Origin of the sequence: Shewanella hafniensis (genome assembly GCF_019655335.1) — a bacterium.
In the GTDB taxonomy this organism is placed as follows: domain Bacteria; phylum Pseudomonadota; class Gammaproteobacteria; order Enterobacterales; family Shewanellaceae; genus Shewanella; species Shewanella hafniensis.
Genome location: NZ_BPFD01000034.1, coordinates 25,954 through 47,841, shown reverse-complemented (window position 1 = coordinate 47,841; position 21,888 = coordinate 25,954). Strand labels below are relative to the sequence as shown.

Annotated in this window: 21 protein-coding genes and 1 pseudogene; 4 read left to right on the top strand and 18 right to left on the bottom strand. The window is 46.5% G+C overall.

What is annotated here, in order from left to right; all coding sequences use genetic code 11:
* The first annotated feature begins 315 nt into the window (after positions 1-315).
* Positions 316-2,775 carry a S8 family serine peptidase gene (locus K5Q99_RS11400; protein ID WP_220776928.1) on the top strand — a complete coding sequence of 820 codons (2,460 nt, stop codon included), beginning with the start codon at positions 316-318 and terminating at the stop codon, positions 2,773-2,775.
* Positions 2,776-2,858: 83 nt separating this feature from the next.
* Here the strand turns inward: K5Q99_RS11400 and K5Q99_RS11395 are convergent, their stop codons facing one another.
* From K5Q99_RS11395 to K5Q99_RS11350, 10 genes are all read right to left on the bottom strand, one after another.
* Entirely contained in the window at positions 2,859-3,404 is a 546-nt protein-coding gene (locus tag K5Q99_RS11395) for a YaeQ family protein (RefSeq protein ID WP_006085495.1), read from the bottom strand.
* A 159-nt stretch (positions 3,405-3,563) separates the two neighbouring features.
* Complete coding sequence (locus K5Q99_RS11390) at positions 3,564-4,475, bottom strand: precorrin-2 dehydrogenase/sirohydrochlorin ferrochelatase family protein (RefSeq protein ID WP_220776927.1); 912 nt, start codon at positions 4,473-4,475, stop codon at positions 3,564-3,566.
* A 19-nt stretch (positions 4,476-4,494) separates the two neighbouring features.
* Positions 4,495-4,854, bottom strand: coding sequence for a rhodanese-like domain-containing protein (locus tag K5Q99_RS11385; RefSeq protein WP_006082272.1), 360 nt, complete (start codon positions 4,852-4,854; stop codon positions 4,495-4,497).
* 128 nt (positions 4,855-4,982) lie between these two features.
* Entirely contained in the window at positions 4,983-5,300 is a 318-nt protein-coding gene (locus K5Q99_RS11380) for a putative signal transducing protein (protein WP_006082273.1), read from the bottom strand.
* Positions 5,301-5,534: 234 nt separating this feature from the next.
* On the bottom strand, positions 5,535-6,482 hold the full coding sequence (gene secF / locus K5Q99_RS11375) for a protein translocase subunit SecF (RefSeq protein ID WP_071939589.1): 948 nt from the start codon (positions 6,480-6,482) through the stop codon (positions 5,535-5,537).
* 12 nt (positions 6,483-6,494) lie between these two features.
* Positions 6,495-8,345: a protein translocase subunit SecD gene (secD, locus tag K5Q99_RS11370; protein WP_220776926.1), complete on the bottom strand. Its 1,851-nt coding sequence runs from the start codon at positions 8,343-8,345 to the stop codon at positions 6,495-6,497.
* A gap of 17 nt (positions 8,346-8,362) precedes the next feature.
* A complete protein-coding gene (gene yajC, locus K5Q99_RS11365; protein ID WP_007649452.1) occupies positions 8,363-8,695 on the bottom strand; it encodes a preprotein translocase subunit YajC in 333 nt (110 codons plus the stop codon).
* 26 nt (positions 8,696-8,721) lie between these two features.
* Positions 8,722-9,846, bottom strand: coding sequence for a tRNA guanosine(34) transglycosylase Tgt (tgt, locus tag K5Q99_RS11360; protein WP_106650965.1), 1,125 nt, complete (start codon positions 9,844-9,846; stop codon positions 8,722-8,724).
* Between the two features lie 162 nt (positions 9,847-10,008).
* Positions 10,009-11,046, bottom strand: coding sequence for a tRNA preQ1(34) S-adenosylmethionine ribosyltransferase-isomerase QueA (gene queA / locus K5Q99_RS11355; protein WP_220776925.1), 1,038 nt, complete (start codon positions 11,044-11,046; stop codon positions 10,009-10,011).
* A 63-nt stretch (positions 11,047-11,109) separates the two neighbouring features.
* A complete protein-coding gene (locus K5Q99_RS11350) occupies positions 11,110-11,319 on the bottom strand; it encodes a hypothetical protein (RefSeq protein ID WP_220776924.1) in 210 nt (69 codons plus the stop codon).
* Positions 11,320-11,425: 106 nt separating this feature from the next.
* On the opposite strand from K5Q99_RS11350, the gene K5Q99_RS11345 reads away from it, so the two are divergent.
* Both K5Q99_RS11345 and K5Q99_RS11340 read left to right on the top strand, forming a co-directional pair.
* On the top strand, positions 11,426-12,049 hold the full coding sequence (locus K5Q99_RS11345; RefSeq protein ID WP_220776923.1) for an acyl carrier protein phosphodiesterase: 624 nt from the start codon (positions 11,426-11,428) through the stop codon (positions 12,047-12,049).
* A gap of 75 nt (positions 12,050-12,124) precedes the next feature.
* Entirely contained in the window at positions 12,125-12,796 is a 672-nt protein-coding gene (locus tag K5Q99_RS11340; RefSeq protein ID WP_220776922.1) for an RluA family pseudouridine synthase, read from the top strand.
* Positions 12,797-12,894: 98 nt separating this feature from the next.
* On the opposite strand, the gene K5Q99_RS11335 is transcribed toward K5Q99_RS11340, so the two are convergent.
* The 3 genes from K5Q99_RS11335 to K5Q99_RS11325 form a co-directional block, all read right to left on the bottom strand.
* A complete protein-coding gene (locus K5Q99_RS11335) occupies positions 12,895-13,335 on the bottom strand; it encodes a hypothetical protein (protein ID WP_106650969.1) in 441 nt (146 codons plus the stop codon).
* Between the two features lie 389 nt (positions 13,336-13,724).
* Entirely contained in the window at positions 13,725-14,192 is a 468-nt protein-coding gene (locus K5Q99_RS11330) for a DUF3617 domain-containing protein (protein WP_220776921.1), read from the bottom strand.
* A gap of 143 nt (positions 14,193-14,335) precedes the next feature.
* Positions 14,336-14,830 (bottom strand): DUF4279 domain-containing protein, encoded by a 495-nt coding sequence (locus K5Q99_RS11325; protein ID WP_232790825.1) that lies wholly within the window; start codon positions 14,828-14,830, stop codon positions 14,336-14,338.
* A 588-nt stretch (positions 14,831-15,418) separates the two neighbouring features.
* On the opposite strand from K5Q99_RS11325, the pseudogene K5Q99_RS11320 reads away from it, so the two are divergent.
* Positions 15,419-16,794, top strand: a pseudogene (locus K5Q99_RS11320) (Gfo/Idh/MocA family oxidoreductase).
* Positions 16,795-16,979: 185 nt separating this feature from the next.
* On the opposite strand, the gene K5Q99_RS11315 reads toward K5Q99_RS11320, so the two are convergent.
* The 5 genes from K5Q99_RS11315 to K5Q99_RS11295 form a co-directional block, all read right to left on the bottom strand.
* Complete coding sequence (locus tag K5Q99_RS11315; RefSeq protein WP_220776920.1) at positions 16,980-17,504, bottom strand: CIA30 family protein; 525 nt, start codon at positions 17,502-17,504, stop codon at positions 16,980-16,982.
* Positions 17,505-17,579: 75 nt separating this feature from the next.
* A complete protein-coding gene (sstT, locus tag K5Q99_RS11310; RefSeq protein WP_006082286.1) occupies positions 17,580-18,806 on the bottom strand; it encodes a serine/threonine transporter SstT in 1,227 nt (408 codons plus the stop codon).
* A 174-nt stretch (positions 18,807-18,980) separates the two neighbouring features.
* Entirely contained in the window at positions 18,981-19,877 is an 897-nt protein-coding gene (locus K5Q99_RS11305; protein WP_106650974.1) for a chemotaxis protein CheV, read from the bottom strand.
* 140 nt (positions 19,878-20,017) lie between these two features.
* Entirely contained in the window at positions 20,018-20,488 is a 471-nt protein-coding gene (locus tag K5Q99_RS11300) for a phosphatase domain-containing protein (protein WP_006082288.1), read from the bottom strand.
* Positions 20,489-20,560: 72 nt separating this feature from the next.
* Entirely contained in the window at positions 20,561-21,844 is a 1,284-nt protein-coding gene (locus K5Q99_RS11295; RefSeq protein ID WP_220776919.1) for a DEAD/DEAH box helicase, read from the bottom strand.
* Positions 21,845-21,888: the final 44 nt, after the last annotated feature.

Sequence of the window (21,888 nt, the reverse complement as noted above, 5' to 3'; positions counted from 1 at the left end):
AATGCCATGGTAACCAACAAATCAATATAAAGTACTCATATTGACCGTAAATTCGCATTCGCTTATTCATATTTACCACATAAAAAAACAAAAATTTGAATAAAATTTGGTTACAACTCGTTACATGTTGAATTTACATTCACATTAACTGCTTATAAAATCTAGATTTTTACAAGCAGCCATACCATTAACAATTGGTTTACAAATACTTTAGTCGCAGATAAATTCACTAACCGAGTAGCATCTGAGTCGTAGTTATTCTTATGAAACATAAAATAATAATGATTAACACTAAATTGACCATGGAAGAAGAACATGACAATCAACAGAACCACTAAAATAGCGTTAAGCCTTTCAAGCTTAGCTATTGCGATCTCAGCCGGTGTACAAGCAGCACCACAAGCCCCAGGTTTTGCCGCAGCATTACAAGCACAAACCTCTCCACTGCCAAAGCGTTACATAGTGAAATTTAAAAACGCCGATGCAGCGGCCATTATGTCGGCCAGCAATGTGCAATCAATGAGTGATCAACAATCGAGTGACGCGACAACTGACGCGCTGCCAAGCACGATGAATTATCAGCCACAAATGGCGGAAATCAGTGCCCAGCACACTGCATTGAACAAAGTGCAAGCGAAGGAAATGAAGCGTATCGGACGCAGTAACAGCTACTCGGTCAAACTCGATGCTAACGGCATCAATACCTTAAAAAAACGTGCCGATGTGGAATATGTTGAAGAAGACATGCCGCGTCACTTACTGAGTGAAAGCACACCCTGGGGCCAAACCTTTGTAGGAGCGACTCAGCTAAGCGATAGCCAAGCGGGCAATCGCACGATTTGTATTATCGATTCTGGCTACGACCGTAGCCACAGCGAATTAGGTGGCAATAATGTCACGGGTACCAATAACTCAGGTACAGGCAACTGGTTTGAGCCGGGCAACAACAACGCCCACGGTACTCACGTTGCGGGCACGATTGCGGCGATTGCTAACAATGACGGCGTGATCGGCGTAATGCCAAATCAAACTGCCAATATTCATGTCGTTAAAGTGTTTAATGAATCGGGCTGGGGTTACTCTTCATCCTTAGTGGCCGCAGTAGATACTTGTGTTGCCAACGGCGCTAACGTTGTCACTATGAGTTTAGGTGGCGCGGGTTCCAGCACCACTGAGCGTAACGCTCTGGCTGCACATTATAACAATGGCGTGCTGTTGATTGCCGCAGCGGGTAACGCGGGTGACAGCACTCACAGCTACCCAGCATCTTACGATGGCGTGATGTCTGTTGCCTCTGTGGATAATCATAAAGATCACTCGGCATTTTCCCAATACACCAACCAAGTGGAAATATCTGGCCCAGGTGAAGCGATTCTGTCGACGGTTACCCGTGGCGAAGGCCGTCTAGCCGATATCACTATCGGTGGTCAGTCTTACTTTGATTCAGGTGTCGTGCCACATAATCGCCTCATTTCATCGGGCGGCAGCTATGTACCTGCGCCATACAATGGCACAGCGACAGCCACACTTGCCGAATGTAGCGTCAGCGGAACTAGCTTTAACTGCGGCAACATGACCAATAAAATCTGTTTAGTGGAACGTGTTGGCAATCAAGGCACAAGTTACCCTGAAATCAATGCGGCTAAAGCCTGTAAAAATGCCGGTGCCAGTGCGGCGATTGTTTACAGTAACGCGGCATTGCCGGGCTTACAAAACCCCTTCCTTGTCGATGCTAACAGTGAAATCAATATGGTTTCCGTGTCAGTAGATCGCGCAACAGGTTTAGCACTGCGTAATCAACTGGGCGCGACAGCTACAGTCAGCAATCAAGGCAATAAAGATTACGAGTACTACAACGGTACTTCGATGGCGACGCCACATGTGTCAGGTGTTGCAACCTTAGTATGGAGCTATCACCCAGAGTGTAGTGCCGCACAAGTTCGTAACGCATTGAAAATGACCGCTGAAGATCTTGGTACTGCGGGTCGTGATAACTACTATGGCTATGGTTTAGTCAACGCTGTTGCCGCGAAAACCTTCTTAGATGCCTCTTGTTCTGGCCCAACGGGTCCGGTTGATCCAACACCAACCGATGGCGTGTTAGTTAACGGTGTGGCTAAAACGGGCTTAGGCGGCGCAGCGAGTGAAGAACTGCACTTCTCCTTTGACGTACCACAAGGCGCAACTAATTTAGGCTTTGTAATGAACGGTGGTACAGGTGATGCAGACTTGTATGTGCAATATGGCGCAGCGCCAACTACAGCTAACTATGATTGCCGTCCGTATAAAAGTGGCAATAGCGAGTCTTGCCCAATCACCAATATCCAATCAGGCACTTACTACGCCATGCTGAAAGGCTACTCTGCCTTCACTGGAGTGTCGTTAACAGCAAGCTACACAGCATCTAGCGGCGGAACTCCACCGACTACGCCAGCAAGCTATAGCAACACTGATAACTACAACATCCCTGATAACAAAGCAGCAGGGATCACTAGCCCAATCACAGTCACTCGCACCGGTGATTCAGGCACTGTGACTGCGGTAGTGAACATAGTCCACCCTTATATTGGTGACTTGAAAGTGCAGCTGATCAGCCCTTCTGGTAAAACAGTTACATTGCATAGCAACACAGGTTCAGGTGCTGCCAATATCAACAAGAGCTATACCGCTGATATGACGGGTGCTAATTCGAACGGCGTATGGAAGTTAAAAGCCGTAGACAGTGGCGGTGGTGATGTGGGTTATATCGATAGCTGGGAGCTGAGCTTCCAATAAATCCAAATCGATACGCTTACTGAGAAATGAAAGTAATAAATGAAAAGAGCCTGCAATCGCAGGCTCTTTTTTTACAAGACATGTTATGCAATATCTTTGAGGATTTCAGGTTCGATCAACACGCTGGTCTCATTATCCGATAGCCAAATTTGGCCTTCGCTGATAGAAACCTGCAATGCCATATTGCGCCCAACAAAGGCTTCCATCGCCGTGACCGACTCTTCGGCAATATTCCACACGGTTAAATTCTGGTAACGCTCTAACGCCTGCTGATTCTGTTTCCACCAAATGGGTACACTACGGCCACCATAGGTAAATAACTGCACAACTTTGGCACGGCCACTGGCCTTTCGCAGCCATTTCTCATCGGCCTGACCAAACTCAACCCACAGATCAATTTCGCCTGATAAGGTTTTGTCCCACAACTCGGGCTCATCATCGACGCACAAACCTTTACTGAAACTTAAGGTTTCGCTGGCATTCACAATAAACGCTAGTAAACGCACCATCATGCGGCCATCGGTTTCGGAAGGATGCTGGGCAAGCGTCAATTGATGGTCTTGGTAATAATTCCGATCCATATCGGCTATCTGTAAATTGACCTTAAACACGGTCGCTTTGAGGGCCATAGTCATCCTAAATGCAGAGTGAAATCCTGAAACAGCGAAATCCTAAAATAAGGCTGCCGAGTCTACCTGAGACTCGGCATTAGCTCAAACGAACAATAAGATACGTCCATCAAATCGAACAGAAAGTGCAATCGGACAGAAGTCAGAATCGATAAGAGGTTAAATCGCGCCGGGTCGCAGATGCTTAGCCATGGGAAAATGCGCCTTCAACAGACTGATTTTTTGCGTATCGGCCACCAGCAACATGCGAGTGCCCTGCTCGTACTGCTGACTCAATTCACTGAGTGCGGGTAACTCACCACGATTAGCGTCTCGACGAACTAATTCTGCCAACTCGTCGCTCAAATCGCCTTGGCTATAGATCCAATCGAGGCGCTGCAACAACGGCATGGCAGCGAGCGGCAGTAAGTCCACAGAGGCTGAATCATCCAACAAAAGGATTTCGCCGCGGCTAACTAAATGATTAAACGCATTATGGTAATGCTCGGCGGTACGACTATCGAAACGGTCGCCATTGGTATCGAAAAAACGCTCCCAAAATAAACGGCGTTTCGAGGTTGAATCGAGCTTGTCTTGCACTTCGACGCGTCTATCGGCGACAAAGTCGAATAAAGGCTTGAGTGATTGCGGTAGGCTGGATTCTAAGCGCGAGCGAATCGTGCGTGCAAATACCGGTGCTGCGCCCGCAGTGCTGATCGCGACCACTAAACGGCCTCTATCGACAATCGAAGGGGTGATAAAACGGCAAAATGCCGGATTATCAACGGCATTAACCCAAATACCGCGCGCGGTGGCTAGAGTCGCCAACTCGGCATTAAGACTGTCGTTTGCCGTGGCTAAATACACCAGATCATAATTTTGAATATCGGCGTGGACCACTTCACGCTGGGATAGCAGAATTCGGCCCGTATCGGCATAACGCTGCACTTCAGGATTCACTTCAGGGGCTATCACGTGGATACTGGCTTCGGTACGTATCAGCAGCGCCAGCTTACGGCTCGCCACATCACCCGCCCCCACCAGCAAGACATTTAAGTTAACCGTATCGACAAACAAGGGGAAATATTGCATTAGATGAGATCCTGAACGCTTAATCCTGCACGACTGGCAGTTGACGCTGTACCCAGCCCTTATAGCCACCAATCAAAGAGGCAACGCGGGTGTAACCCATGAGTTGCAGATTATGGGCCGCCAAGGCTGAGCGCGCACCACCTGCGCAATAGAGTAATATGGGGGTATGTTTATCGGGGAAACGTGCTTCGATATCACGCTCTAAAATACCCCGACTTAAATGTTTTGCTTGGGGTAAATGATCCTGCAGCCACTCGCGATCCTCACGCACATCCACAAGGTGCCAGCTGTCATCGGCCTGATAGGCTTCAATGGTCACTTCGGTGATGTTAGGCAGAATTGCGTCAACAAGGGCGGAAAAAGCACTGGGATGCGGCATCACTGACTCCTAGATAAGATATTGAATGACATGATGAATGTCAGCTTATCAGCAAAGTGTAATCTTCTCATCCAGTAGACGCAATCTTTCAGCCACAGCACAAAGCAAAGGTGATTGCCTATCCAAGGCTAATTGTGGCTTTCACTGCGCTCAGAGCTGCATTGCCAGCACAGCTCAAAACTGCCTTCATTGGTTTCATGGCACTGCACACATTGCCACTGTGGGCTTTCGACATCCAACGCATTCAGTTGCACTTGCGCCGACGCATGCTGGGACTCGCCCACCCACAACTCGACGTTTTGCATCCCTGTCGGAAGCTCACCAATTCCGCCCAATAGCGCTTCACCTCTGAGCTCAACATGAATACCACAGGCCTCTAATAAACCTTTCCATGTGTGGGCTTGCAATAAATTACCACCAGCAACTAACACTTTACGTTCTTCCATGCGACATCCTACGGCTACAACTCTCTGGAATATGGGTTGCCGACATCCTACTGCTAAATAGCCGAGCCTGTCGAGCGCTGATTTTTGCATCAGTTGTTAATTTAATTAACATTCCATTTTTACAGCATAACTGACTATAACTTTGTGAGTTTGCTAGCAGAATGTCAGATCTATCTCAAATTCGAGCTAAAAAAAAGCCACCTCGTCGGTGGCTTTTTAACTCGAATGTAACCTTTAAGGCATCATAGGAGGTTGATCAGCGCCTTCTTTCTCAATCTCAACTGGCATCATGTGCTCACGATTGATCCCCAGTTTGATGGCCAAGAAACTCGCCACATAGATAGAGGAATACGTACCCACAAAAATCCCCATCAGCAATGCAGTCGCAAAACCATGGATCATAGTACCGCCTTTAAGGAACAAGGCCACGACCACCACTAAGGTTGTACCTGTGGTGATAATAGTACGGCTCATTGTTTGAGTAATGGACACGTTAACCACTTCTTCCGGGTCGCTTTTGCGCATCTTAAGGAAGTTTTCACGGATACGGTCAAATACCACGATAGTATCGTTGAGTGAGTAACCCACAACCGTCAATAGACCCGCCAGAACGGTCAAGTCGAATTCCAATTGGAATACCGAAAACACGCCTAAAGTCACGATCACGTCGTGCGCCAATGCTGCCACTGAACCAAACGCTAGGCGCCATTCGAAACGGAATGACACATAGATCATGATACAGATAAGCGCGACTAATACTGCTAAAGCGCCTTGCTCAGCCAGTTCTTTACCCACTTGTGGGCCAACGAACTCAACACGCTTCTGCTGAACCTGTGGATCAACTTTCTGCGCAGCTTCCATGACAGACTTAACTTGCACGTCACTCTTAACGCCTTCTTTCACCTGTAAACGTACTAATACGTCACGGCTAGAACCGAAGTTTTGCACAATCGCGCCTTCAGAATCTGGCGTCGTCAGTTGCACCCGCAGGGCGTTTAAATCGACCGGATTTGTGAACTCCATTTCAACGACGGTACCGCCAGTGAAATCAAGACCCCAGTTGATGCCATTGGTCGCGAGCGAAACCAGCGAGCCCAGCACCAATACAGCCGACATAATACTGATAGGCAGTGCATGACGGAGGAAGTTTACCGTATGTTTTAAAGATAAAATTTCTAACATTGTCACTTCCCCTTAGATAGACAGAGTCTTCACGCGCTTACCGCCCCAAATCGCGTTAACGATTGAGCGAGTACCCACGATTGCAGTAAACATGGAAGTCGCAATACCTATCATCAAGGTCACCGCGAAGCCTTTAACAGCGCCTGTACCTACGGCAAACAGGATCAGCGCCGTTAGGAAAGTGGTGATGTTCGCATCGGCTATGGTGGAGAATGCGTTGCCATAACCTTCGTGGATGGCCTGCTGGACGCTACGGCCCGCACGTAATTCTTCACGGATACGTTCATAGATCAGCACGTTACCGTCAACTGCCATACCCACAGTCAACACCATACCGGCAATACCTGGCAGGGTTAACACTGCGCCAGGGATCATCGACATTACGCCCACCACCATAACTAAGTTCATGGTTAAGGCGATGTTGGCAATAAGACCAAAGCCACGGTAGTAAACCAGCATAAAGAGTAAGACAACCGCCATACCCCAAACCATAGCTTGCACACCGTTTTGAATGTTTTCAGCACCTAAGCTTGGACCAATGGTACGTTCTTCAACAATCGACACTGGGGCAATCAAGGCACCAGCACGCAGTAATAGCGCGAGGTTTTGTGCTTCACCATGGCTTAAGCCAGTGATCACAAAGTTACGGCCTAAACGCGCTTGAATGGTCGCGACAGAAATTACTTCTTGGATTTTCTGCATCTTAACGCTGCCGTCGGCATTGCGTTCACCACTGTCTTTATATTCGATGAACAATGTCGCCATAGGCTTGCCTATGTTGTCTTTGGTCACGTCAGAGAAAATGGTGCCGCCTTTCGCATCAAGGTTGATGCTAACCTGTGGACGACTGTACTGGTCAAAGCTAGGTTGTGCGCCCGTGATATGATCACCGGTCAACATAACTTCTTTCTTCAATATCACAGTGCCACCTTCGCGGCGCTGGTACACTTCAGAACCCGCTGGTAAACGGCCTGATTGCGCAGCATTAGGATCAGCTTTGTCATCGACCATGTGGAATTCAATCGATGCGGTAGCACCTAAGATTTCCTTAGCGCGAGCGGTATCTTGCACACCTGGCAATTCAACGATAATGCGCTCGGCGCCTTGACGTTGTACTACAGGCTCAGCCACACCTAACTCGTTTACACGGTTACGAATGGTCGTAATGTTTTGTTGCAGTGCTTCTTCTTTAATCTGCTTAAGATACACGTCACTCATCACAGCTTGCAGGGCAAAGTCTTCACCCTTGCTCACATCGGTGAACACCATATCGTTGCTGCGAGATTTTAGGAAACGTTCGGCACTGGCTAAACTTTCGCCATCACGGAATTTAATCTCGATTCCTTGAGCATTATTGCGAATGCCCGCGTAACGGATTTTTTCTTCACGTAATTGCGAACGGAAATCGGCAATTTTAGCCTCTTCCATTTTGCGAATCGCTTCGCCCATGTCCACTTCCATCAAGAAATGCACACCGCCGCGAAGGTCGAGACCGAGTTTCATTGGGCTACCGCCCATTGACTCAAGCCACTTAGGTGTCGCTGGGGCTAAGTTGAGCGCCACAGTAAACTTGTCACCTAAACTGTCAGCAATCACTTCTTTCGCCAGTAGCTGTTGATCCGCATTTTGCACACGGACCAACAACTGACCTTTTTCAAGCTCAGAGCGCTTTACCGCAATGCCCTTACTGGCTAACAGCTCGTTCACACTGGCTTGGGTTGATGCCGTGACTTCAGCACCTCGAGTCGCCACCACTTGCACCGCATGATCTTCACCAAATAGGTTCGGTACGGCATAGAAACAACCTATGGCAATGACGAGCATCACCATAATGTTTTTCCACATTGGGTATTTATTTAACACGCCTGAGCCCTCTTGGCTTACAACGACTGGATAGAGCCCTTAGGCAATACAGCTGCAATATAGTCTTTTTTGATCGTGATTTGTGTTGTGTCGTTTAAGCTCAGTAACACGTAATCGCTTTCGTCGCTGATTTTTGCAATTTTGCCTAAAATCCCACCACTGGTCAGCACTTCATCACCTTTGCCAAGTGAAGACATCAGATTTTTGTGCTCTTTAACGCGTTTTGATTGCGGACGGAAAATCATGAAATAGAAAATCAGGCCGAAAATCGCCAGCATGAAAATCAGTTCCATCGTGCCGCCACCTTGTGGTGCGCCGGCAGCGCTTGCATATGCATTTGAAATAAACATAGTTTTCTCTTCTTATTAGCAAAAAATCAATCGACTAACTCTGGTACTTCGCGACCTTGACTGGTATAGAAGTCCGCCACAAAGGCGTCTAATGTACCCGTCTCAATCGCACCGCGCAAACCTTCCATTAACATTTGATAGTATCTCAAGTTGTGAATGGTGTTTAAACGCGCACCCAGAATCTCATTACAACGATCTAAGTGGTAAAGGTACGCCCGTGAATAATTTTTACAGGTATAACAATCACACTTAGTATCGAGTGGTGACGTGTCATCTCTATGACGCGCATTGCGTATTTTGATCACACCTTCACTCGTAAACAGATGACCGTTGCGGGCATTACGGGTTGGCATTACACAGTCAAACATGTCAACACCACGACGTACACCTTCAACTAAATCTTCTGGTTTACCGACCCCCATCAGATAGCGAGGTTTGTCTGCAGGAATTTGCGGACAAATATGCTCAAGAATGCGATGCATATCTGCTTTAGGCTCACCTACGGCCAAACCACCGACGGCATAACCGTCGAAACCGATATCGACTAAGCCTTTTAAGCTTTCGTCGCGTAAATCTTCATACACACCGCCCTGAATAATGCCGAATAGAGAGTTAGGGTTCTCTAAACGGTCAAATTCATCACGCGAACGTTTGGCCCAACGCAGCGACATCTGCATTGACTTGCGCGCTTCATCTTCAGTCGCGGGATACGGCGTACATTCGTCAAAAATCATCACCACATCGCTGCCCAATGCATCTTGGATTTGCATTGATTTTTCAGGATCTAAAAAGATTTTCTCGCCATTGATTGGCGAACGGAAATGCACACCTTCTTCGGTGATCTTACGGATATCGCCAAGACTGAATACTTGGAAACCACCCGAATCCGTTAAAATCGGACGCTGCCAGTTCATAAAATCATGCAAGTCACCGTGCTTACGCATGATTTCTTCGCCTGGGCGCAACCATAAATGGAAAGTGTTACCGAGCAAAATGTCCGCGCCTGTAGCACGTACTTCTTCTGGCGTCATACCTTTAACTGTGCCGTAGGTTCCAACAGGCATAAATGCGGGGGTTTCTACTGTGCCACGGTCAAAAATCAACCGACCACGGCGCGCACGGCCGTCGGTAGTGTCTAATTCAAATTTCATAATTCACCTCGCCAGATAAACAGTCTGACTACATTTTTAATGGCTAATGCCATTTTGATTAACAATAGAGATGGGGACAGCGTTAAAAGGTTCAACCTTTTAACGAAAAAAAGTTGCCGCCCATACTCACTTTGGGCGGCTATTTTAAAACAAAATCTTGGTCTAGTGGGCTTTTTTCGTCACAAACATGGCATCACCATAGCTAAAAAAACGATATTTTTGCGCGATAGCATGTTGATACGCCGCCATAACATGATCAAAACCGGCAAATGCGCTGACTAACATGATGAGAGTCGATTCGGGCAGATGAAAGTTCGTCACCATGGCATCGACCACTTGGAATTGATAACCAGGATAAATAAAGATATCGGTATCGCCGCTAAAGGCTTTGAGTTCACCAAGGCTTGCGCGCGCCGCACTTTCTAAGGAACGTACAGATGTTGTGCCGACGGCCACGACACGTTTACCCGCCGCTTTGGTTTGCGCGATTAAATCAACCACATCCTGCGGCACATTGGCCCACTCTGAATGCATCTTGTGCTCAAGAATGGTATCAACACGCACCGGTTGAAAGGTGCCCGCGCCCACATGCAAAGTCACAAAGGCGATATTCACCCCCTTGGCTTTTAATGCATCGAGCATGGCATCGTCAAAATGTAATCCCGCCGTTGGCGCAGCAACTGCACCTGGATTTTGGTTATACACGGTTTGGTAGCGCTCTTTGTCAGCATCTTCATCGGGTCTGTCGATATAAGGCGGTAGCGGCATATGCCCTACGGCTTCGAGCACCTCTAGAATGGTTAAGTCGGATAACAGCTCAAGTTCAAACAAAGTATCGTGACGGGCGACCATCTTCATTTGATAGCCACCGTCGAGCAGAATTAACGAATCGACTTTCGGCGATTTAGAGCTGCGAACGTGGGCGAGGATGCGCTTATCATCGAGCATACGCTCAACTAAAATTTCTAACTTACCGCCGCTGGCCTTTTGGCCAAACATACGCGCGGGGATCACTCGGGTATTGTTGAACACCATTAAATCGCCGGGATTAATCATCCCCAGCAGATCGGTAAATTGTTTGTCGCCTAAGGCGCCAGAATTGCCGTCTAAGGTTAACAGACGTGATGCATTACGCTGCGCCATAGGATAACGAGCGATCAGCTCATCGGGGAGATCGAAAGAAAAGTCTGCAACGCGCATGATAGGCCTCTAGATAGCTTAGAACGGCGGCTAGTCTATGGTTAGAGGCCAAGAATATCAAGATTACTTATTGCCAGCGTCCACTTCTTGCTCAGGAACCATAGGTTTGGCGCTATCTTGGGGCAAATTGTCATCGGCATCGAATTTAAGCCGCGAACGGCTGAAATCATCCATGCTAAAGCGGTGTTGTTCAAAGGGGATTTCTACCAGCACTTTTTTGCGCTTCGGCTGCTCGTCTCTACCAAGCATTTTGGTGAACCAGTTCCACATCATCCATGATCCTAAAAAGTGAAAAAATACTGCATTTTTAGCTTCCGTGCTTTCCTAAGCGCGCTTGCGCATGATACCGTGAACCGACGTGGTTAACCAAGTACAAAATATGAACTTTCTTACACACTTACATCTCGCCGACATCAGTAAAACACACCTTGCCGCCAATGTGGCGGGCAATTATATTCAAGCGCCAATTGCACAAGCTCCAATTGAGTTACGCCAAGCGTTATGGTTAAACCAAGAGATTAATACCCTCTGCGCTAGCCACGAACTCACGATTGAATTAATGGAAGCTTTCCCTGCGCCTTTAAGAAGCATAGCAGCAGAACTCATGGCCGTGAGTTTTGATCACTATTTAGCTTACTATTGGGAAGAATATCATCACCAACCCTTAGATGAATTCAGCCGCAAGGCCTATGATGCGTTAGATACTTTCGCCGTCCAAGGTGTAGACCCATACCATCCAGAAGCACTTGCTAAGCTCTTGCCTGCCATGCGCAGCGCCGATTGGCTCGGCAGCTACACCACAGAAAAAGGCTTACAACACGCCTTAGCACAAGTGGCAAAACAACATCCGCAAGCCGCACTGTTTAAAGATGCCCATAAAGTCGTCAATAAAATGCAGATCGAAATCGAAACCGCATTCCGCACTTTTTATCCGCAGCTGATGGCTTATACCCGTATCTGGAGCCGTAAAACACCTGCAGAATATTTGCCTTCCTCCCTCTAGGAATAAGCGAGCATGAGATTATGCTGTGTGCCTGCGTAAATTTTGCTAATATGGCCGCGCAAAAATGAGGACAAAATGCAGATATTTGATTACCAGCCCCCAGCAGTTCCTTGGCTAGACATCCGCTATAAAGATAGAGATCTGATTATCATCAATAAACCTTCGGGCCTATTGTCTAATCCGGGTATAGCGGCTCACACCTCCGATTGCGCGTTAACTCGCTTACAAACCCTTTATCCAGAAACAATTTTAGTGCATCGTCTCGACTGCGCGACCTCGGGCATTATGGTGTTCGCCCGCAATAAAAAAGCCGAGTCGCATTTAAAAACGCAATTTCAAGATAGACAGAGTAAGAAAGTCTATATTGCCGAAGTGATGGGACATGTGCCGCAGGAACAGGGCATGATTGACCTCGCGATAGCACCAGACACTGAGCATCCACCCTATCAAAAGACACTGCAAGCAGGAGAGACTGGCGGTAAAAGCGCGCTCACCTACTACCGTGTACTAGAGCGCCGAGAAAACAGCACCTTAGTCGAGCTTTCGCCAGAAACCGGCCGCACCCATCAATTGCGTGTGCATATGCTTGCCCTAGGCCATGCGATTTTAGGCGATGAGTTTTACGGTGATGTCGAGGTTATCAAAGCCGCGCCGCGTTTATGCTTACATGCACAAAGCTTAAGTCTGACTCATCCCTATTCGGCTAAACCACTGTTTTTTAGCAGCAAACATCCCTTTAGCGAATAACTCAATCCAATAGCTGCAACCCCATAAAAGCAAAAGGTCGCGATTTAGCACTGAGCTAAAATGCGACCTTAGTTACTTACGGACTCGATTGTTGCCTTTTAAGCGACGCGTATGCCTTGAGCAAAATCGGCATCGGCGGCTAATTTATCCGCTTGGAAATAACAGCCCTGCTCATTACAAAATTGTAATTGCTGCGACTGTGTCACGATAAAGAATTCACCAAAGAAATTACCGCCCACATCTTCCAGCTTATGGCCTTCAGCGGTTGGCGACATATAGACTTCATCTAAACTATGGCAGCCATCGCTAAACCAAGTTTCTAAAAAATATTTTCCGTCTTCTTTATAGAGGGTAATTTTGTCACCCAATAAAGGACGCCCATCTAACCAACGACCAATAATTTCACGATTTTGCATATCTGTCTCCCGCCAATGAAGGCGACGGCGTTTTTCAATCCCAGACATCCTGATATCCTTATGCAATACCCAATCACCTAAAGTGAATGTCAGTTGTGGTAGTACATTAAGCATAGAACCCATTTAACGCTTTACTCCCCACTACAGCAAATTACTTCAAACCGCCCGTCAAATGTAACTTTTAGGTTAATTTAAATTTGCTAAATGTTTAAATATAAAAGATAAATACCTTTGATTAATTAATCGGCAGTGTAGCTCAATCTACAAATAAAAACGCGATCTTTATCACTATTTACTTATCGCTAAAGTAAAGACAGCTAAAAGACTTATCTAGCGAGCTGAATGAGAGCGCCACGCTGTTTAAACGTCGATACAATGGAACGGCAGCCATACACAATACAGACCAACTGGCAATGCCAGCGAAAGTTCAATAAATCCCTTTTATATTACTAACAGTCCTCATAACATCCTTATTAACCGTTATGCGTTAAGTTGAAGAGCTTGTATGGCACTTAGTCACAAGCGCCAATATATTTTCCATTGCCAACGAGTTTCGACTTGATTTTCATTGCCTCTTCAGAGATTGTCACTTCAAGCTTAGAAGTGGACGTTTTCCCATTGAAATGCATTTCACCCACTGTTTTAGATGCACCATCAGGACTAGTGCATGATGTTTCAAACACCATTTTGTTAGCACTGATCCAATTGCTGTTGGTTTGACATTCTTCGCCTTCATTTTCTTCAGGCTCCAAATCAAATGCAGAGGAGATGTCATTTATGCATTCAGTTTCCGTGTAATCAGGCCTTTTGGACATGCTCCGCATCATTTTCTCCATTTCAGGAGGTGCGTCTATTTCTACTATTTCGGATTTCCAAATGGTTTCCCATAAACCCGGTTTGAAGTCGTAGTTTTCAGCGTGAAGATGAGTTGATGCCACTATGAGTCCAGTTAACATCAATTTAGTAATTAGGTGGGTCATTTATTATTCCTTTAATTAATGAAAAACAAGTAAGGTTTTAGTGCCTAGCGCCCAAATTTAGCACGCAAAGCCGTGCAGCGGGTTGACGTCGCAGCCAGCACTTTTGCAGGCGTTAACATTTGTTTTTAGGGGCGACAACCATCTTAATCGTCCGACCCACTATAAACATCTAAACTTAAAACAATTCCACGTTGACCAAGTGCCAGCATGATTTCAGGTGACAAGCTCAAACCATCATTCCAGTTGCCCATAAACAAGCCGCAGAACATGTCAACTTTGTAGCGTTGGTAAAGCTTTTCCCATATCGCTAAGTCACTTGTTAGCTGGGATAAAATTGCTTCAATCTGCGCGTTTAGGTCTTCTGGCTCTCTCTTTTTAGCCTGAAAATGCCAGATACCCGTTTTGGCAATCCGCACTTTTCCGCTGATTTTGCTGACATCTTCATCACCTTTCTTTTTACTTTTAGTTGCTGTACCACCAAGTAAATTTGATACGTCTTCAGGTATCAAATCATCCCCGAAGATCCGAAGAGTGGCTTGTGAATATTCAAATGCCCCCATAAAAGGCCCTAATGCTGAGCTAAAAAGCGCCAATGCAGCGTAGCGTTGGCGTCCATAGAAAAATAAAAACGCGCACACTTAACTACCTGTATTAACTAAAAGTTATCAGCTTTATACCGCTTTTCATATACAAGAATCCATCAGAAAGACACGCATGCGCGTTTTCCAGACCTATTATCCTAAAACGGTAACCTCTAAGTGTTTTATTTTAAATATTTTTAGATTTAGATGTTTGAGATAACACGCACGTGTATTGACAGAAAGCACTCACAAACAAGCAATTTAGATACGATTGTATCTCTTCCAGTTTCTACGACTCTTGATGAAGAGTTAAGCACAAGGGGGATGTAGCGTTATTTCTACAAATCTAAAACTCAATCCTTTGGTATGAATATGCTCCACATCTTGTCCAATTTCGTTTTTTAGTTTGCTTTGATCATATTGATGAACTCGCAACAAAAATAACTCAAGCAATTGTTTTTTTTAATTTTACATCAAGCCAACAATGTTACGCGTTTCATACTAAATGGACTTATAGGAGCTTGTTACATCTTTATTGCCAATTTAAATGGGGTTTCTGATATAACCCATAAGTGAATGACCGTACAAATAAGACCAAGTGATATTTCAATATCCCTACAAAACAAAAATAAAGCAGGAAGCGCTATGCATAACATTCATCGTCGTAATTTTCTTAAGGCTGCAGGTGCCGCTACTGCAGGACTCGTTACTGCCAATATTGCTCTCAATGCCTACGCCAGTAGCGTCGCCCCTAAACCGCAAGTGGGTAAATCCGTTATCGGACTCATAGCACCTAAGATGGACGTGGTCCGAGTCGGTTTTATCGGTGTTGGCGAGCGGGGTTTTAGCCATGTCGAGCAATTCTGCCATTTACAAGGCGTTGAACTCAAAGCCATTTGTGATACCCATCAAGCGGTAGTCGACAGGGCCGTGGATCATATCGTTAAACAGAATCGACCAACACCGGCTGTCTATACAGGTAATGATCTGAGCTATCGCGATCTGTTGAGCCGCGATGATATCGATATTGTGATTATTTCAACCCCATGGGAATGGCACGCGCCAATGGCGATAGAAACCATGGAGAGCGGCAAGCATGCCTTTGTCGAAGTGCCAATGGCGCTCACGGTTGAGGAGTGCTGGCAAGTTGTCGATACTGCTGAGCGCACTCAGAAAAACTGCATGATGATGGAGAATGTCAACTACGGCCGCGAAGAACTGATGGTGCTCAACATGGTGCGTCAAGGCGTGTTTGGTGAGCTACTCCACGGCGAAGCCGCCTACATCCATGAGCTACGTTGGCAGATGAAAGAGATCGATCATAAGACAGGCTCATGGCGCACTTACTGGCATACCAAACGTAACGGTAACTTGTACCCTACCCACGGTTTAGGGCCAGTTTCCCAGTATATGAACATCAACCGCGGTGACAGGTTCGATTATCTAACCTCGATGAGTTCGCCTGCCCTTGGCCGTGCGCTCTATGCTAAACGTTTCCCGCCGATCATGAACGTAATCAGCTCAAGTATATCAATGGGGATATCAATACCAGTCTGATTAAGACCGTTAAGGGCCGAACCATCATGGTACAGCATGACACGACGACCCCAAGACCTTACAGTCGCCATAATTTAATCCAAGGAACAAATGGCGTGTTTGCTGGCTTCCCGAATCGGATCGCCGTCGAAAATGGTGGCTTTGGTCAAAGTTACCACGAGTGGGATATGGACATGCAAAAGTGGTACGACAAATACGATCACCCACTGTGGCAGCGCATAGGAAAAGAGGCTGAAATTAACGGCGGCCACGGCGGCATGGACTTTGTGATGCTATGGCGCATGATTTATTGCCTACGCAATGGCGAAGCTTTAGATCAGGATGTGTACGATGGCGCGTCTTGGTCGGTGGTGAATATCTTAAGTGAACATTCACTTAATGATCGCAGTAACTCTGTCACCTTCCCTGATTTTACCCGCGGGGCATGGCAAACCGCCAAACCATTAGGGATTGTTGGCGCTTAAACTGCGGCTTTCGCCAAACACATCATTTTAATGAGTTCACCATAAGGATAAGTGCTTCGGCCTTATCCTTTTTCTTACTGTTAAATTAAGTGCTGAGATGACCCGCGCCATTAGCAACAAGCCATCAGCCATAAGCACTTAGCGGTAAGAAACTCGCGATCACCATAAGAAACTCACCACAAGCGTTAGTAGTAGCCGATTTCTCTGATTTTCAAAGAAAAATCACCACTCTGCTGGGCACCAATCACTAGCCCTAGACTACAGACTTGGCTTAAATCTATTGCCACTCGGGAAATGGGTTTACCTCGACATTGGGGCTTGAAATCACGGAATGGAATTTCTATCCGCTGCCAATTCAATACTCTGGCACTACTCACGCCAAAGGTTTGGTGAGTTGGCGTGGGCATAGGCGCTTGATACACCGTACTTTGTGGTGTGTCGACATCCTTTAAATTCACTTTATAGTCTTTAGTTCGGTCGCCATCGAGTTCGAGGTAAATCCCAGTAAACTCACTGACATCTATAGAGCTAAACTCACAACGCACTGAGGCAAACCCGCCGCCATTTGCCAGCGACACATGGCCACTAAACTCACCATAACCCAAAGGTGAAACCGTCATTTTACTGCGGGACAAACCGCCCATCACAGTGTCATTTATCCCATACCAGGGTTTTGCGGCATCTAGCACGCTAAAATCAAAAAATATCATAACGACTCCCATAAAAAAAGCAGCCACCTAAGTGACTGCTTCCATAATACTTTTCGATACGAATAACAGCACTCGTTAACTCAGTTTAGCTTTATTCTCGGCGGCTTCACAAGCGGCAGCGGTAAAGATAACGTCGGTTGAACTGTTCAATGCGGTTTCGGCCGCATCTTGAACCACACCAATAATAAAGCCAACAGCGACCACTTGCATGGCAACATCGTTAGAAATACCAAACAAGCTACAAGCCAGTGGGATCAACAATAATGAACCACCCGCCACTCCCGATGCGCCGCAAGCTGAAACAGCAGCAACAACACTCAATAACAAGGCGGTCAGTAAATCGACTTGAATGCCTAAGGTATGCGCCGCCGCTAAGGTCAATACGGTAATAGTGATCGCCGCGCCGCCCATGTTGATGGTGGCACCTAAGGGAATAGAAACTGAATACGTGTCTTCATGCAGCTTTAACTTTTCACACAGCGCCATATTCACCGGAATGTTTGCCGCGCTCGAGCGAGTAAAAAACGCCGTCACACCACTTTCACGCAAGCATTGAAATACCAGCGGATACGGATTACGTTTAATCTTCACGTACACAATCAATGGATTAACAACTAAAGCAATAATAGCCATCGCACCTAATAGCACGGCCAATAACTGGGCATAACCTGCAATCGCCGCAAAACCGGTTTCGGCAAATGTCGCCGCAACGAGACCAAAAATACCGATAGGCGCTAAACGGATAATAAAACGCACCATTTGTGAAATACCGTGGCTCATGTCGGCAAACACTTGTTTAGTCGAATCGGTAGCGTGATGTAAGGCTAAACCTAAGCCCACACCCCAAGCGAGGATACCAATATAGTTGCCCGTCATTAACGCATTGACTGGGTTATCAACCAGTTTGAATAACAAGGTATGAATGACTTCACCAATGCCCTGTGGTGGGCTAGTGCCTTCTACGCCAGCAACTAAAACTAAGTTAGTCGGGAAAATCGAACTCAGGAGTACTGCGGTTAATGCGGCTGCGAAAGTGCCGAATAAATACAGCACCACAATGGGACGCATATTGGTTTGAGTATTCTTTTTTTGATTAGCAATCGATGACGCCACTAAGATAAAGACTAAGATGGGAGCAATCGCTTTTAATGCGCCAACGAATAAACTGCCTAAGAAGGCGATATCTTTCGCGCTACTCGGTGAAAAACTGGCTAAGACGACACCAGCGATGATCCCCAAAAAGATTTGTATTACGAGACTGCCATTAGCCAACTTAGCTAACAATGATGATTCTTGTTTCATGGTTTAACCTATCGTTATTATATTTCGGTTGAGATCCCCAACGCGCACCTTCGGAAATGAGGCCAATAAGGTTTTTATAGGATGTGACTGGACTTGTCTAGTTTTGCGGGGAAATAAGCTAACTAAATTACCCTAGCCCCGCAAAAAGCATACAAAAAACTAACAAGCGCCAGATTAGCGCTTGTCTAAGGCGAGATCGGCGCCCCGTAACATGGCGTCGATTAACTCGTGGGCATCGAACTTAGTCAGTGCTTCATTCGCCCCAACTTGATGGGCCTGACTCACGCTAATTTCGCTGGATAAAGACGTATGCAAAATGATGTAGGCCTTGGCAGTCAGTGGATTATCACGCACTTCAAAAGCCAATTCGTAACCATCCAGTCCCGGCATCTCGATATCACTCACCAAAATATCTATCGGGTGATGTTCCAGTGCCGCTTGCTCCATCATGACTAGCGCTTCTTTACCGTCGGCGGTGACTCGATAAGGAATGTTAATCATATCAAGGGCGTCGGATAACTGCTTACGCGCTACCTTAGAATCATCCACCAATAAGATATTCATAGGTTTAAGTTTTTCACGTTGTACGTCAGTCAAAATAGCCCGATTCGTCTGTGGATCATCGGGGAAGATTTTCGACAATAACAGTTCAACGTCAAGTAACTGTACCAGTTGGTCCTCAAAACGTGTCACGCCCGTCAAATAGGCATTTTTCCCTAAACTAGACGAAGGAGCTTCAATATCACGCCAGTTACATTCAATAATCTTATCGATACCGCGCACCAAGAAACCAATGATCATCCGCTGACAATCCGTGATGATGATGTAGCACTTTTCCCGCTCTTCAGGAGCAATCGGCCGATAACCAATCGCCGCCGCCATATCTATGATAGGAATCGTATGACCACGGATAGTCGAAGCCCCCAGAATCGTCGGATGAGATTGGGGGATTTTGCTGAGACGTGTGTACGGCACCAGCTCACGCACTTTCAACGTGCCTAAGGCAAACACTTGCGTTTGTGATAACCGAAACAGTAGTAATCCCTGTGACTGACTTGCCTTACTTTTCATAATTAGATAGATAACTCACTAAAACCAACCTGCGGATAGCTTAACCTTAACACAGTAAAATTTTGATGACTAAGGTCAAACGAATGAAACTATTATGCCTATTAATGAATAGGTTCGGCCCTGAGACACCTACAAAAGGCTTAGTCTTGTAATGCGTACAAAACGTCAAAGGCGAATTGATCCCAGCCATCGGCAGTAAAGGCGATATCGCGAATACTGCGTACTTGGCTTACAGCGTGTAATGGCGCAGCACCATTGACCATTAAGTAATAGGCCATGATAAGACTGGTGCGATCCTTACCAGAACGGCAATGGATCACCACAGGTAAGCCATCGGCTTCACACTGTTGGATAAAAGCTAATGCCTTGGGCAATTGAGCGACACAAATCGCCACATCCCCATCTTGGGGCGGCACATTGCGCGAAAAGGGAATACATTCGTAACGTAAATCGAGCTTTTTAAAGGTGCTAGGCTCACAGCCTTCGCCCCCATTGACCGACAAAATAGCACCAATACCGGCCTCTTTAAGCGCCTGCAAATCCCAGGGATCTTTATTGGGACCACTGCGCCCTGCGACTTTACCTTCAACTAACCAGAATAAGTGTTGCATAAACCTTACCTACGACAAGTGAGATGACAAGGAACGCCAGAGATAAGCTAAGAATAGCTTGTTTCCAACGACTTAAGATTTTTTGCCCCAAAATTCAGCATTGGCAGCCGGCAACTGTTTACGCTTTTTTTTACCCATACCTTCGGGCTTGGCGACAGGTTTAGCTTGTTCTAACAGTTCGACTGGCATTTCATCATCGGCTTCAAAACCGACAATTTGCTCACGCACTAACTTAAGCTTGTTCTTTTTCTCTATCACGCCAAAGTGGTGATAATCCTCATGGGAAATCAAGGTCACAGCTAAGCCTGCTTCACCGGCGCGGCCACTACGGCCAATACGATGCATATAATCCGCAGGACTTCTGGGTAAATCAAAGTTAATCACCACGGGGAGTTTATCTATATCAATCCCACGCGCTGCGATATCGGTCGCAATTAACACGCTGATCTCACCGTTTTTAAAGCCATCGAGCACCCGCGTACGCGCGCCTTGGGCTTTATCACCATGGAAGACTTCGGCAGTGATCCCACGTTTAGATAACTTTTGCGCTAAGTGATTACAGGTATTTTTAGCACTCACAAAAATCAACGCCTGTGACCACTGATGTTCTTTAATCAGATGCGCCAATAATGCGGTTTTCATCGGACGATTAACGGTAATCACCCGCTGATGAATCGTGCTTTCTTGTTCACTTTGCAATTGGTATTCAAGCGGATCATTCAGCAGTTTTGCCGTTAATTCACGGACTTCTTCTGGGAATGTCGCTGAGAATAATAAGGTTTGTTTCTTGGCGGGCAACGCGTCGAGCACTTGGGCTAATTCTTCGGTAAAACCAAGGCTTAACATACGGTCAGCTTCATCGAGCACTAAGGCGCTAACGCGGTTAAGTTTGATGGCATTGCTGGACAACAGATCTAACAAACGCCCTGGCGTTGCCACTAATACGTCAGCACCAGCGCGTAGGCTCTGCATTTGCGCATTAACTGACACACCGCCAAACGCGGCAACGATTTTTAGCTTGCCATTCAAATGCGAGGCATAGGACAGAAAGCTGTCTGCGACTTGCTGGGCTAATTCGCGGGTGGGTACTAAGACCAAACAACGAACATAAGCGCCTGTCTTATCGTCTGTTTTTGCTTCAACAAGTTGCTGCAACAGCGGCACGGCAAAGGCTGCCGTTTTACCCGAGCCCGTATTGGCGCCGGCTAACACATCCCGCCCAGCGAGCACAGCGGGAATCGTCGCCACCTGTACTGGTGTGGGCGAAACATACGCTAATTCGGTTAGTCGATTTAGCAAAGGTGCAATAATGCCGAGTTGGGCAAAGCTTGCTGCAGAGGAAGAAGCCTGAGTCATAGAAAGTTTAACTGCTCACCAATATCTTAATAGGCGGCTATTCT